The sequence below is a fragment of the Kitasatospora sp. NPDC058048 genome (assembly GCF_042885555.1).
GTDB classification, from domain to species: domain Bacteria; phylum Actinomycetota; class Actinomycetes; order Streptomycetales; family Streptomycetaceae; genus Kitasatospora; species Kitasatospora lactacystinica.
Genome location: NZ_JBHVRT010000057.1, coordinates 43,570 through 55,758, shown reverse-complemented (window position 1 = coordinate 55,758; position 12,189 = coordinate 43,570). Strand labels below are relative to the sequence as shown.

The window sequence follows — 12,189 nt, the reverse complement described above, 5'->3', positions numbered from 1 at the left end:
ACATTCCGAACCCGGAAGCTAAGCCTTACAGCGCCGATGGTACTGCAGGGGGGACCCTGTGGGAGAGTAGGACGCCGCCGAACAATTCTTCAGAAAAGCCCCTGATCCACTCGGATCAGGGGCTTTTCGCATTTCCGGTCCGGATGGGCTGGATGGCCGGACGGGTCCGACGGGCCGGCTCCGGTGCCTCCGAACCCTCCCGGACGACCCCCGCCGAGTGGCTGGTCCACCGTCAATATGCCGCTAAAACCGCCTGATCAGCGCACTGATCAGCGGAAAATCGCGTCGCACACCGTAGTCTCGAAGGCAAGGGGAACAGGTGTCCGGGGGTGTCCTCCGGGCCGGGTCGGATCAAGAATGGTGCTCATGGGACGAGGCAGGCTGCGCATCTACCTCGGGGCAGCCCCCGGGGTCGGCAAGACGTACGCCATGCTCGCCGAGGCGCACCGGCGCCAGGAGCGTGGCACGGACGTCGTGGTCGCGTTCGTGGAGGACCACGGCCGCCGGCGGACCGCGGACATGGTCGCCGGGCTGGAGGTGGTGCTGCGCCAGCAGGTGATGCACCGCGGTGCCCGCTTCTCCGAGATGGACCTGGACGCCGTCCTCGCCCGCCGCCCGCAGGTGGCCCTGGTGGACGAGCTGGCCCACACCAACGTCCCCGGCTGCCGCAACGAGAAGCGCTGGCAGGACGTCGAGGAGCTGCTGGCGGCCGGGATCGACGTGATCTCCACCGTCAACGTCCAGCACCTGGAGTCGCTCGGCGACGCGGTCGAGGGCATCACCGGGGTGCGCCAGCGCGAGGCCGTGCCGGACGAGGTGGTCCGGCGGGCGGATCAGATCGAGCTGGTGGACATGTCCCCGCAGGCGCTGCGGCGGCGGCTGGCGCACGGCAACGTGTACGCGCCGGAGAAGATCGACGCCGCGCTCGCGAACTACTTCCGTCCGGGCAACCTGACCGCGCTGCGCGAGCTGGCGCTGCTGTGGACCGCGGACCGGGTGGACGAGTACCTCCAGAAGTACCGGGCCGAGCAGGGCATCGAAGGCACCTGGCAGGCCCGGGAGCGGATCGTGGTCGGCCTGACCGGCGGGCCCGAGGGGGCGACGCTGATCCGCCGGGCGGCCCGGATCGCCGCCCGGGTCTCCGGCGGTGAGCTGCTCGCCGTGCACATCTCCCGCTCGGACGGGCTGGTGGGCTCCGGCTCGCCGCAGACGCTGATCGAGCAGCGCGTGCTGGTGGAGAGCCTCGGCGGTTCCTTCCACGCGGTCCTCGGCGACGACCCGGCCGGCGGGCTGCTGGACTTCGCCCGGGGCGTGAACGCCACCCAGATCGTGCTGGGCACCAGCCGGCGGCCCGCCTGGCAGTACCTGTACGGGCCGGGCGTCGGCACCACGGTGACCCGGGAGGCCGGGGACATCGATGTCCACATGGTCACCCACGAGCACGCCGGGCACGGGCGGCGCGGCAAGATACCGGTCCGCCGGATCACCGACCTGGGCCGCACCCGGACGGTCGGCGGCTGGCTGATCGGGCTGGTCGGCCCCCCGGTGCTGGCGATCGTGCTGACCGCGATCGGCGGGCTGGGGCTCTCCACCGACATGCTGCTGTTCCTGTCGCTGACGGTGTGCGCGGCGCTGGTGGGCGGGCTGCTGCCGGCCATCGGCTCGGCGCTGGTCGCCTCCTCGGTGCTGAACTACTACTTCACCCCGCCGCTGCACACCTTCACCATCAACGAGCCGCAGAACATCATGGCGGTGGCGATATTCACCATCGTCGGCATCTCGGTGGCGTCGGTGGTGGACCTCGCGGCCCGGCGTACCCAGCAGGCGGCCCGCAGCCAGACCGAGGCGCAGACGCTCAGCGCGCTGGCCGGCACGGTGCTGCGCGGCGCGCCCAACGGCGACGGGGTGCTCACCGCGCTGATGGAGCAGGTGCGGGAGACCTTCGGGCAGGAGAGCGCCGCGCTGCTGGAGCGGCCCGATCCGCTCGCGCCCTGGGTGCCGGTGGCCACCGCCGGCCCGCGCCCGCCGGAGCGGCCGGAGGAGGCCGACGTGGACGTCCCGGTCGGCGACAGCCTGGCACTGGTGCTGCGCGGCCGGGTGCTGCCCGGGGCGGACCGGCGCCTGCTCGGGGCGTTCGCCGCGCAGGCCGCCGTGGTGCTGGAGCGCCGTCGGCTGGCCCGGGAGGCCGCCGAGGCCCGCCGGGAGGCCGAGGGCAACCGGATCCGGACGGCTCTGCTGGCGGCGGTCTCGCACGACCTGCGCACCCCGCTGGCGGGCATCAAGGCCTCGGTGAGCTCGCTGCGTTCGGCCGACGTCGACTGGGACCCGGAGGACGAGGCCGAGCTGCTGGCCGGCATCGAGGCCGGGGCGGACCGGCTGGACCACCTGATCAACAACCTGCTCGACATGAGCCGCCTGCAGACCGGTACCGTCACCCCGCTGATCCAGGAGACCGACCTGGACGAGGTGGTGCCGTTCGCACTCGGCGGGGTGCCACTGGAGTCCGTCCGGCTGGAGGTGCCGGAGACGCTGCCGATGGTCCGGGCCGACGGCGGGTTGCTGGAGCGCTCGCTGGCCAACCTGGTGGAGAACGCCGTCAAGTACAGCCCGGACGGCGTCAAGGTGCTGGTGAAGGCCGACGAGCTGCGGCAGCCGGGGCGGCCGGCCCGGGTCGAGCTGCGGATCGTGGACCGCGGCCCGGGGGTGCCGGAAGAGGCGAAGGAGAAGATCTTCGCGCCGTTCCAGCGGTACGGGGACGCGCCGCGCGGTGCCGGGGTGGGCCTCGGACTCGCGGTGGCGCGCGGTTTCGTCGAGGCGATGGACGGCACCGTCACCGCCGAGGACACCCCGGGCGGCGGCCTCACCATGGTCGTCAGCCTGCCCGTGGTCGACCGGCCGCCCGAAACGGGGGAGCCGGGCGGCGAGGGTGGCGGTCCGCTCCCGGAGCTGATCACCTGAGAACCGGCGGCGCACCGGCCGGGCCGGGCGCCCCTCCCGGGGCCGCGCCGCAGCGAAAGTCGTAGAGCCAGTCCCCAGTCCGTATGTCAGACAGCCCCGAAAGGCGGAGCCCGCACATGACCCGGGTCCTCGTCGTGGACGACGAACCGCAGATCGTCCGCGCGCTGGTGATCAACCTCAAGGCCCGCAAGTACGAGGTGGACGCGGCCCATGACGGCGCGAGCGCCCTGGAGCTGGCCGCGGCCCGCCATCCGGACGTGGTCGTCCTCGACCTGGGCCTGCCCGACATGGACGGGGTCGAGGTGATCCGCGGCCTGCGCGGCTGGACCCGGGTGCCGATCATCGTGCTGTCGGCCCGGCACGCCTCGGACGAGAAGGTCGAGGCCCTGGACGCCGGTGCCGACGACTACGTCACCAAGCCGTTCGGCATGGACGAGCTGCTCGCCCGGATGCGGGCCGCCGTGCGGCGGGCCGAGCCGGTGGCCGGGGAGGCCGACTCGCTGGTCGTCACCGAGTCCTTCACCGTCGACCTCGCGGCGAAGAAGGTCAACCGGGACGGCGCCGACGTCCGCCTCACTCCGACCGAGTGGCACCTGCTGGAGGTACTGGTCCGCAACGCCGGGCGGCTGGTCAGCCAGACCCAGCTGCTGCAGGAGGTGTGGGGCCCGGCGTACCGCACCGAGACCAACTACCTGCGGGTCTACCTCGCCCAGCTGCGCCGCAAGCTGGAGCGCGACCCCTCGCACCCGCGCCACTTCATCACCGAGCCGGGCATGGGATACCGGTTCGAGAGCTGACCCCGGCCGCCCCCGGCGGTCGAGCGACCTGCCGCCGGGGGGCCGGAACCCGGTACCCTTCCGACATGAGTGGTGACAACAGCAGCGGCCAGCCGCAGGGGCGGTTCCGCCGCATGCTCAGCCGGCTGACCTCCTCGGCCGAGGAGCTGGACGCCGAGGAGCTGCGTCAGGAGATCGCCGCGGAGTCCGGCTGCACGCCGATCGCCGGCTGCGGGGACCGCGATCTGGTCACCGTCGCGGGCACGCTGCGCACGGTGACGCTGCGCCCCCGGGCGGGTGTGCCCGCCCTGGAGGCCGAACTCTTCGACGGTACCGAGGCGCTGGACGTGGTCTGGCTCGGCCGCCGTTCGATCGCCGGGATAGAGCCCGGCCGCCGGCTGGTCGCCAGCGGCCGCATCGGTCACGCACGCGGGCGCCGCGTGCTGTTCAACCCCCGCTATGAGCTGCGTCCGGTCGGACACGGGAGCGAATGAGCGTGAGCAACCAGCCCGGCGGCGAGGCCGCCGCCCAGCTCGACCTGGCCGTCGACCCCGCGGACGCGGAGGCCGCCCGCAGGGCCGCCTCCAAGGAGGCCGCCGACACCGTGCTCCAGGCCTTCGGCGGCGTGCGCGGCATGATCGACATGACGCTGCCAGGCCTGGTCTTCATCGTCACCTACAACCTGACCCACCAGGTCAGCACCTCGGCCTGGGCCGCGCTGGGCCTGAGCGCCCTGTTCGTGGTGGCCCGGCTGGCGAAGCGGCAGACCATCCAGCACGCCTTCAGCGGGGTGTTCGGTGTCGCCCTCGGCGCCTGGATCTCGATGAAGAGCGGCAAGGCCGAGGACTTCTACCTGCCCGGCCTGCTCTGGAACGTCGGCTACTGCATCGCCCTGGCGGCCTCCGCGCTGGCGCGCTGGCCGATGATCGGGGTGATGCTGGGCCCGATCACCGGCGAGATGTTCACCTGGCGCAAGGAGAACCCGGGCCGCCTGGCCGCCTACACCAAGGCGACCTGGGCCTGGGTGCTGATCATGGGCCTGAAGCCGGTGATCCTCTTCCCGCTGTACTTCACCCACAACGTCAACCTGCTGGGCTGGCTGAAGGTCGCCCTCGGCATCCCGCCGATGCTGCTGGCGATGTACGTGACCTGGCAGATCCTGCTGAAGGCGCCGCCGCCGATCAAGGCGCAGCTGGACGAGGAGGAGCCGGCGAAGTAGCCGCCTCCCAGGCGGCCGGGAGGCCGGTCCGAACGACGGCGAAGGGCCCGCACCCCGACGAGGGGTGCGGGCCCTTCCGCTGTGCCCGCAGGGCTACTGGGCGCCCGAGGTCGCCGAGAGGAGCTGCTCCAGCTCCTCCTCGCGCTCCTGCGCGGCGACGAAGAGCAGCTCGTCGCCGCCCTCCAGGGTGTCGTCCTTGCCCGGCACCAGCACCCGGCCCTCGCGGATGATGGTCACCAGCGCGGTGTCCTGCGGCCAGGCCACGTCGCCGACCCGGATGCCGACGAGCTCGGTGTCGGAGGCCAGGGTCAGTTCGACCAGGTTGGCGTTGCCCTGGCTGAAGCGCATCAGGCGGACCAGGTCGCCGACGCTGACCGCCTCCTCGACCAGCGCGGACATCAGCCGCGGGGTGGAGACGGCGACGTCCACGCCCCAGGACTCGTTGAAGAGCCACTCGTTCTTGGGGTTGTTCACGCGGGCGACCACCCGCGGCACCGCGTACTCGGTCTTGGCGAGCAGCGAGACGACCAGGTTGACCTTGTCGTCACCGGTCGCGGCGATCACCACGTGGCAGCGCTGGAGCGCGGCCTCGTCCAGCGAGGTGATCTCGCAGGCGTCGGCCAGCAGCCACTCCGCCATCGGAACCCGCTCCACCGAGATGGAGTTGGGGTTCTTGTCTATCAGCAGGACCTCGTGGCCGTTCTCCAGGAGCTCGCCCGCGATCGAGCGGCCCACGGCACCGGCCCCGGCAATGGCGACCCGCATCAGTGACCCTCCTCCTTCGGTCCCTGCGCGAACGCGGCCTCGACGGCCGTCAGGTCGGCCCGGCGCAGCATCACGTGCACCAGGTCGCCCTCCTGCACCACCATCTGCGGCGAGGGGAGCATTCCCTCGCCGAGCCGGGTGACGAACGCCACCCGGGTGCCGGAGGCCTCCTCCAGCCTGCTGATCCGGTGGCCGATCCAGCGCGGGTCGTACGCGACCTCGGCGAGCTGCACGCCACCGCTCGGGTCCTGCCACAGCGGCTCGGCGCCGCTCGGCAGCAGTCGGCGCAGCATCTGGTCGGCGGTCCAGCGGACCGTCGCGACGGTGGGGATGCCCAGGCGCTGGTACACCTCGGCGCGGCGGGGGTCGTAGATCCGGGCGGCGACGTTCTCGACGCCGAAGTTCTCCCGGGCCACCCGCGCGGCGATGATGTTGGAGTTGTCACCGCTGGAGACCGCGGCGAAGGCGCCGGCCTCCTCGATGCCCGCCTCGCGCAGGGTGTCCTGGTCGAAGCCGACGCCGGTGACCCGGCGGCCGTTGAACCCGGCGCCCAGCCGGCGGAACGCGGTCGGGTCCTGGTCGACCACGGCCACCGAGTGGCCCTGTTTCTCCAGGGCTCTGGCGAGGGCGGAGCCCACGCGGCCGCAGCCCATGATCACGATGTGCACCGGCGCTTACCTCACCCGTCCCGAAGGGGCCTTGACCTGCGCAAACACCGTTCAGCTCCGTTTCCCGCCCGGTCGTCCGGGACGAGGTTCCTCGTGGGGGCGCCGACCCGGCAACGCTCGACAACCAGAGTGTTGCCCGCCGACTCGTATCCGACACGCTAGCCGGTCCACCGAACGCAGTCGCGACGAAGGGGGGGACAAACGGCGGAGCCTTGACCGGGGAGCCCCTACGATTCCTTAACGTGCCTATGCCGACTGACCTTCCGAAACGCATCCTGATCGGGCGCGCCCTACGCAGCGACAAGCTGGGCGAGACGCTTCTGCCCAAGCGGCTCGCGCTGCCCGTGTTCGCCTCGGACGCGCTCTCCTCGGTCGCGTACGCCCCCGAGGAGATCCTGCTCACCCTCTCCCTCGCGGGCGCCTCGGCGATCCATTTCTCCTGGCAGATCGGCGTCGTCGTGGCGATCGTGATGCTCGCCGTGGTCGCCTCGTACCGGCAGAACGTGCACGCCTACCCCAGCGGTGGCGGTGACTACGAGGTCGCGACCGTCAACCACGGGCCGGCCGCCGGTCTGGTGGTCGCCAGCGCCCTGATGGTCGACTACGTGCTCACCGTGGCCGTGTCGACCACCTCGGGCGTCGCCAACGTCGTCTCCGCGGTGCCCGCGCTGCGCGGCCACGAACCGGTCCTGTCGGTGATCGTGGTCGTGCTGCTGATGGGTATGAACCTGCGCGGCGTGCGCGAGTCCGGAAGCGCCTTCGCCGTTCCCACCTACGCCTTCATGGTCGGCGTGATCGGGATGGTCGGCTACGGGGTGTTCCGGCACTTCGCGCTCGGCCAGGACATGCCCGCCGAGAGCGCCGGGTTCCACCTCGCCGCCACTCCCGGCAACGACTCGCTGGCCGGCTTCGCGCTGGTGTTCCTGCTGCTGAAGGCGTTCTCCTCGGGCTGTGCCGCGCTCACCGGCGTCGAGGCGATCTCCAACGGCGTGCCGGCCTTCCGCAAGCCCAAGAGCAAGAACGCGGCCACCACGCTGCTGATGATGGCGAGCATCGCCGTCGTGATGTTCATGGGCATCATCTGGCTGGCCCGGCTGACCGGTGTCCAGATGGCCGAGAACCCGGCCGAACAGCTCGTCGGCGCCTCGCCGGACTACCACCAGAAGACCGCGCTGGCGCAGATCAGCGAGGCCGTGTTCAACAACTTCACGCCCGGCTTCTACTTCGTCGCGGCCGTCACCGGGCTGATCCTGGTGCTCGCCGCCAACACCGCCTTCAACGGCTTCCCGGTGCTCGGTTCGATCCTGGCCCAGGACCGCTACCTGCCGCGCCAGCTGCACACCCGCGGCGACCGGCTGGCCTTCTCCAACGGCATCATCCTGCTGGCGATCGCCGCGATCCTGCTGATCCTCGCCTTCAACGCCGACCCGACCCGGCTGATCCAGCTCTACATCGTCGGCGTCTTCGTCGCCTTCAACATGAGCCAGTCCGGCATGATCCGGCACTGGACCCGGCTGCTGCGCACCGAGAACGACCCGGCCGAGCGCCGCCGCATGCAGCGCAGCCGGGCGATCAACGCCTTCGGCCTGGTGATGACCATGGCCGTGCTGATCGTCGTCCTGGTCACCAAGATCAGCCACGCCTGGATCGCGATCGCTGCGATGGCCGTGCTGTTCGTGATGATGAAGGGCATCCGGCGGCACTACGACCGGGTCTCCGACGAGCTCATCGCCGCCGAGGAGCCGGACGACGTGGTGCTGCCCACCCGGGTGCACGCCATCGTGCTGGTCTCCAAGCTGCACAAGCCGGCGCTGCGCGCCCTGGCGTACGCCAGGCTGGCCCGGGCCCACACGCTGGAGGCCGTCACGGTCAACGTCGACCCGGCGGACACCGCGGCGCTGCGGCGGGAGTGGGACGAGCGCGGCATCGAGGTGCCGCTCAAGGTGCTGGACTCGCCGTACCGCGAGATCACCGGGCCGGTCCTGGACTACGTGAAGAACCTGCGGCGCAGCAGCCCGCGGGACGTGGTCTCGGTCTACATCCCGGAGTACGTGGTCGGCCACTGGTACGAGCACCTGCTGCACAACCAGAGCGCGCTGCGGCTCAAGGGGCGGCTGCTGTTCAAGCCCGGTGTGATGGTCACTTCGGTACCGTGGCAGCTGGAGTCCTCGGAGCGGCGCAAGCCGCAGAAGGCCTGGTCGGCGCCGGGTGCCGTCCGGCGTGGCGAGCCACGCGCGCCGAAGGCCGTAAAGTCGAAGGATTCCGTCTCCACCGGTTCGAACGCCGGGGACACCTCCGACCGCAGCAAGGACTCCTCCCAGTGACCCGCAACACTCCGCCCCGTTCCTCGGGCTCCTCCGGCAAGGGCGCCCGCCGGGGCGGCTCCCAGCCCGGGCAGGTCTCCCGGCCGCGCTGGGGCCGGCCGGCCCGTCCGGAGGCCACCGACCGCGACGGCCTCACCGCGCGCACCGCGCCGATCGTCCCGGGCGAGCGGGAGGACCGGGAGCCCGCCGCGCCGGCCGCCGGCAAGGGCGCCGCGGGCAAGACGTCCGCCGGCAAGACGTCGGCGGGCAAGGCGTCCGCCGGCAAGGGCGCCGGCAAGGGTGCCGCCCAGGACGCGCCGAAGGGTGCTGCCGGGGGCGGCCGGAAGGCGCCGCGCAAGCAGGCGGTGCGGCCGCCCAAGGCGCTGCGCGCCGGCGCCGCGCGGCCGTCGCGGCCCGAGACGCCGTCCGGGGAGCCGCTGGCCGGACAGCGCTACGAGGTCGAGGTCGGCCCGGTCGCGCACGGCGGCGGGCACTGCGTGGCCCGGCACGAGGGCCGGGTGCTGTTCGTGCGGCACGCGCTGCCCGGTGAGAAGGTCGTCGCGCTGGTGACCGACGGGACCACCACCTCGCGGTTCCTGCGGGCCGACGCGGTGGAGGTGCTGGAGCCGTCCAAGGACCGGATCGAGGCGCCCTGCCCGTTCGCCGGTCCGGGCAAGTGCGGCGGCTGCGACTGGCAGCACGTCACCCCGGGCGGGCAGCGCAAGCTCAAGGCGGCGGTGCTGACCGAGCAGCTGGCGAAGCTCGCCGGGCTCACCCCGGCCGAGGCGGGCTGGGACGGCAGCGTCGAGCCGGTCGGCGGCAAGCTTCCGGCCGGGCAGGTGCCGGCCTGGCGCACCCGGGTGCAGTACGCGGTCGACGCCGGGACCGGGAAGGTCGGCCTGCGCAAGCACCGCTCGCACGAGGTGCAGCCGGTGGACCGCTGCCTGATCGCCGCCGAGGGCGTCACCGAGCTGGGCATCGAGGCCCGCGACTGGCCGGGGGTGGCGAGCGTCGAGGTGATCGCCGCGACCGGCTCCTCGGACCGCCAGGTGGTGCTCACCCCGCGGCCGGGCGCCCAGCTGCCGCTGGTCGAGCTGGACAAGCCGGTGTCGATCGCCCGCGTGGACGAGCAGGGCGACGTGCACAAGGTGCACGGGCGCGGCTTCGTGCGCGAGCGGGCCGCCGGGCGGACCTGGCGGATCAGCAACGGCGGCTTCTGGCAGATCCACCCGGAGGCGCCGGACACCCTGGTCGACGCCGTGCTGGACGGGCTGGACCCGCAGTGGGGCGAGAACGCGCTCGACCTGTACTGCGGCGTCGGCCTGTTCGCGGGCGCGCTGGCCGACCGGGTCGGCGAGGACGGTGCGGTGCTCGGTATCGAGTCCGCCAAGCAGGCCGTGGTCGACGCCCGGCACAACCTGGCCGCGCTGGACAACGTGCAGATCGAGTGCGACCGGGTCGAGACACTGCTGCCGCGCACCGGCATCACCGCCACCGACCTGGTCGTGCTGGACCCGCCGCGCTCGGGCGCCGGCCGCGAGACGGTCGCCCACCTGGTCGGCCTGGAGGCGCGCCGGATCGCGTACGTGGCCTGCGACCCGGCGGCGCTCGCGCGGGACCTGAAGTTCTTCCGCGAGGGCGGCTACCGGCCGGTGTCGCTGCGGGCCTTCGACCTGTTCCCGATGACCCACCACTTCGAGTGCGTGGCGATCCTGGAGCCGGTCGGGCAGTGATTCCGGGCTGATTCCGGCTCACCCCGGGCCGGCCCCGGGCGTCGGGAGTCACGGCAGGAGGCGGTCACCCGTTCGGGGTGGCCGCCTCCTGCCGCGTCCGGGGCCGGCTACTCGTTGTGCTCCTCCTCGTCGACGCTGTGCGGCAGGTCGATGCCGTGCTGGGCGGCGAGCCGCAGGAGCGCGGCGACCCGGCCCTCGTACGCCTGGACGCCGTCGGCGTCCTCCTCGGCCCGGGCCGCCGCGAGGTCCCGGCGGGCCTGGGCGAGCTGCTCGCGCAGCTCCTGGTCGAACATGGCTGTCATCGGTAGGCCTCCGCACCGGTCGGCGCCCGCTCGGGGGAACGCAGGGGGGTCTTCAGCCTCCCGGACGGCGGGTCGGTCTTCAAGTCCCGCCCCTCCCGGCGGGGCGGGACGGGGCGGAGCGGGCGCGGGCGGCCCGGACCGGGCGGAAGGTCAGGTGCCGGCAATGCGCTGGTAAAAGATGGTGCGCGCAAGGCCGTCACGCCCCGGGAGAGGGCTTGACGAGGTCATTCCCCGGGGTGAAGGTGAGCCGCTGACATGTGATGTGTGCCGTTGTACCGGCGGGCCGTTGGGCCGGTGCGCCGTCGCACCGCCCGTGACGGCAGCCGCCCCACGCCGTCGGCCGGGGCCGGCCGGGTGCGCGAGGGGGAGCGTCATGGAGCTGGAGCTGCGGCACCTTCGCGTGCTGTGCGCGATCGCCGACACCGGGAGCGTCGGCCGGGCAGCCGTCCTGCTCGGCGCCTCGCAGCCGGCGACCAGCACCCAGTTGCGCCGGATCGAGCGCCACCTGGGCGCCCCGCTGTTCGAACGCACCACCGTCGGCGTCGCGCCGACCGGCTTCGGGGCGGAGGTGGTGGCCGCGGCCCGGGAGCTGCTCACCCGCGCCGACGGTCTGGGCCGCCGCCCGGAGGCCCCGGCCGGGCCCGTCCCGCGCGAGCTGCGGCTGGCGGCGACCAACTCGCCGCTGCTGCCCGGACTGGTCACCAGGGCGCGGCACCAACGGCCCGGACAGCGCTTCGCCCTGACATCGGTCCACCGCTCCTCCGACATCGTCGAGCTGCTGGAGCGGGACGAGGCCGACGCCGCGGTGGCCGTGGACTACCCGGGCCGGGAACTGCGCCACGCGCCGTCCGTCGCGCACCGCGGCATCGTCACCGAGCCCGTCTTCGTCGCGCTGCCGGCCGGCCACCGGCTGCGGCACCGCACCGAGGTGGCGCTGGCGGACCTCGCGGAGGAGGAGTGGTTCCTGACCCCCGACGACGGGGCCGGCTGGCACGGCGTGTTCCACGGGGCCTGCGCCGCGGCGGGGTTCGCCCCGGCGACCGTCCACGAGTTCCTCGGCGGCCGGCTGGAGCTCCAGGAGATGATCGCCGCCGGGCTCGGCGTCTCCGTCGTCCAGGCCACCACCCGGCCGCTCGCCGAGGTGGTGGTCAAGCCGCTCGCGGGGACGCCGATCTGGGTCCGGCAACTGCTGGTCTGGCGGCCGGCCGGGGTGGGCGGGGAGGTGCTGGAGACGCTGCTCGGGGCGGCCGCCGCGGCGTACCGGGACCTGATCGCGGCGGCGCCGGGCTTCCAGGCGTGGGCCGCGCGGACGTACCGGCCTTAGGTCATGTCGGGCGGTGTTATGGCTGGACAGGGCTATGTCATATGACCTGTGACATTGTTCTGGCCCTCCGCCGCTGGCAGGATCATGACGCGTTCCCCCAACGCCTCGGCAGTCCTCCCAGCGCCTCCCCCCACAGGAGAA

At 72.8% G+C, this 12,189-nt stretch carries 10 protein-coding genes and 1 rRNA gene; 8 read left to right on the top strand and 3 right to left on the bottom strand.

All coding sequences use genetic code 11. From position 1 onward, the window contains the following. From rrf to ACFVVA_RS38540, 5 genes are all read left to right on the top strand, one after another. A 5S ribosomal RNA gene (gene rrf / locus ACFVVA_RS38560) occupies window positions 1-83 on the top strand; the annotation flags it as partial. 283 nt (window positions 84-366) lie between these two features. Beyond that, the gene (locus ACFVVA_RS38555; protein ID WP_387695366.1) at window positions 367-2,958 is read left to right on the top strand and encodes an ATP-binding protein; all 2,592 of its coding nucleotides are present in this window, start codon (window positions 367-369) and stop codon (window positions 2,956-2,958) included. A gap of 116 nt (window positions 2,959-3,074) precedes the next feature. Beyond that, on the top strand, window positions 3,075-3,755 hold the full coding sequence (locus ACFVVA_RS38550) for a response regulator (protein ID WP_049657530.1): 681 nt from the start codon (window positions 3,075-3,077) through the stop codon (window positions 3,753-3,755). Window positions 3,756-3,820: 65 nt separating this feature from the next. Continuing rightward, on the top strand, window positions 3,821-4,228 hold the full coding sequence (locus ACFVVA_RS38545) for an OB-fold nucleic acid binding domain-containing protein (protein WP_359909898.1): 408 nt from the start codon (window positions 3,821-3,823) through the stop codon (window positions 4,226-4,228). A gap of 2 nt (window positions 4,229-4,230) precedes the next feature. Next, on the top strand, window positions 4,231-4,953 hold the full coding sequence (locus ACFVVA_RS38540) for a DUF3159 domain-containing protein (protein ID WP_359909901.1): 723 nt from the start codon (window positions 4,231-4,233) through the stop codon (window positions 4,951-4,953). A gap of 93 nt (window positions 4,954-5,046) precedes the next feature. Here the strand turns inward: ACFVVA_RS38540 and ACFVVA_RS38535 are convergent, their stop codons facing one another. Next, on the bottom strand, window positions 5,047-5,718 hold the full coding sequence (locus ACFVVA_RS38535; protein WP_359909904.1) for a TrkA family potassium uptake protein: 672 nt from the start codon (window positions 5,716-5,718) through the stop codon (window positions 5,047-5,049). Continuing rightward, window positions 5,718-6,386, bottom strand: coding sequence for a TrkA family potassium uptake protein (locus tag ACFVVA_RS38530; protein ID WP_359909907.1), 669 nt, complete (start codon window positions 6,384-6,386; stop codon window positions 5,718-5,720). The genes ACFVVA_RS38535 and ACFVVA_RS38530 overlap by 1 nt, the downstream gene beginning before the upstream one ends. Before the next feature lie 248 nt (window positions 6,387-6,634). On the opposite strand from ACFVVA_RS38530, the gene ACFVVA_RS38525 reads away from it, so the two are divergent. Together ACFVVA_RS38525 and ACFVVA_RS38520 are read left to right on the top strand one after the other, a co-directional pair. Further along, window positions 6,635-8,710 (top strand): APC family permease, encoded by a 2,076-nt coding sequence (locus ACFVVA_RS38525; protein WP_387695369.1) that lies wholly within the window; start codon window positions 6,635-6,637, stop codon window positions 8,708-8,710. A 362-nt stretch (window positions 8,711-9,072) separates the two neighbouring features. Then, on the top strand, window positions 9,073-10,422 hold the full coding sequence (locus tag ACFVVA_RS38520) for a class I SAM-dependent RNA methyltransferase (RefSeq protein ID WP_387695368.1): 1,350 nt from the start codon (window positions 9,073-9,075) through the stop codon (window positions 10,420-10,422). A 107-nt stretch (window positions 10,423-10,529) separates the two neighbouring features. Here the strand turns inward: ACFVVA_RS38520 and ACFVVA_RS38515 are convergent, their stop codons facing one another. Beyond that, window positions 10,530-10,724 (bottom strand): hypothetical protein, encoded by a 195-nt coding sequence (locus tag ACFVVA_RS38515; RefSeq protein WP_380456687.1) that lies wholly within the window; start codon window positions 10,722-10,724, stop codon window positions 10,530-10,532. A gap of 373 nt (window positions 10,725-11,097) precedes the next feature. On the opposite strand from ACFVVA_RS38515, the gene ACFVVA_RS38510 reads away from it, so the two are divergent. After that, window positions 11,098-12,048 (top strand): LysR family transcriptional regulator, encoded by a 951-nt coding sequence (locus ACFVVA_RS38510; protein WP_387695365.1) that lies wholly within the window; start codon window positions 11,098-11,100, stop codon window positions 12,046-12,048. Window positions 12,049-12,189: the final 141 nt, after the last annotated feature.

Bases quoted from the DNA above. Each gene is read 5' to 3' on its own strand.
- ACFVVA_RS38510 (WP_387695365.1), top strand. From the start codon at position 11,098: ATGGAGCTGGAGCTGCGGCACCTTCGCGTGCTGTGCGCGATCGCCGAC.
- ACFVVA_RS38550 (WP_049657530.1), top strand. From the start codon at position 3,075: ATGACCCGGGTCCTCGTCGTGGACGACGAACCGCAGATCGTCCGCGCG.
- ACFVVA_RS38515 (WP_380456687.1), bottom strand. From the start codon at position 10,724: ATGACAGCCATGTTCGACCAGGAGCTGCGCGAGCAGCTCGCCCAGGCC.
- ACFVVA_RS38525 (WP_387695369.1), top strand. From the start codon at position 6,635: ATGCCGACTGACCTTCCGAAACGCATCCTGATCGGGCGCGCCCTACGC.
- ACFVVA_RS38555 (WP_387695366.1), top strand. From the start codon at position 367: ATGGGACGAGGCAGGCTGCGCATCTACCTCGGGGCAGCCCCCGGGGTC.
- ACFVVA_RS38545 (WP_359909898.1), top strand. From the start codon at position 3,821: ATGAGTGGTGACAACAGCAGCGGCCAGCCGCAGGGGCGGTTCCGCCGC.
- ACFVVA_RS38535 (WP_359909904.1), bottom strand. From the start codon at position 5,718: ATGCGGGTCGCCATTGCCGGGGCCGGTGCCGTGGGCCGCTCGATCGCG.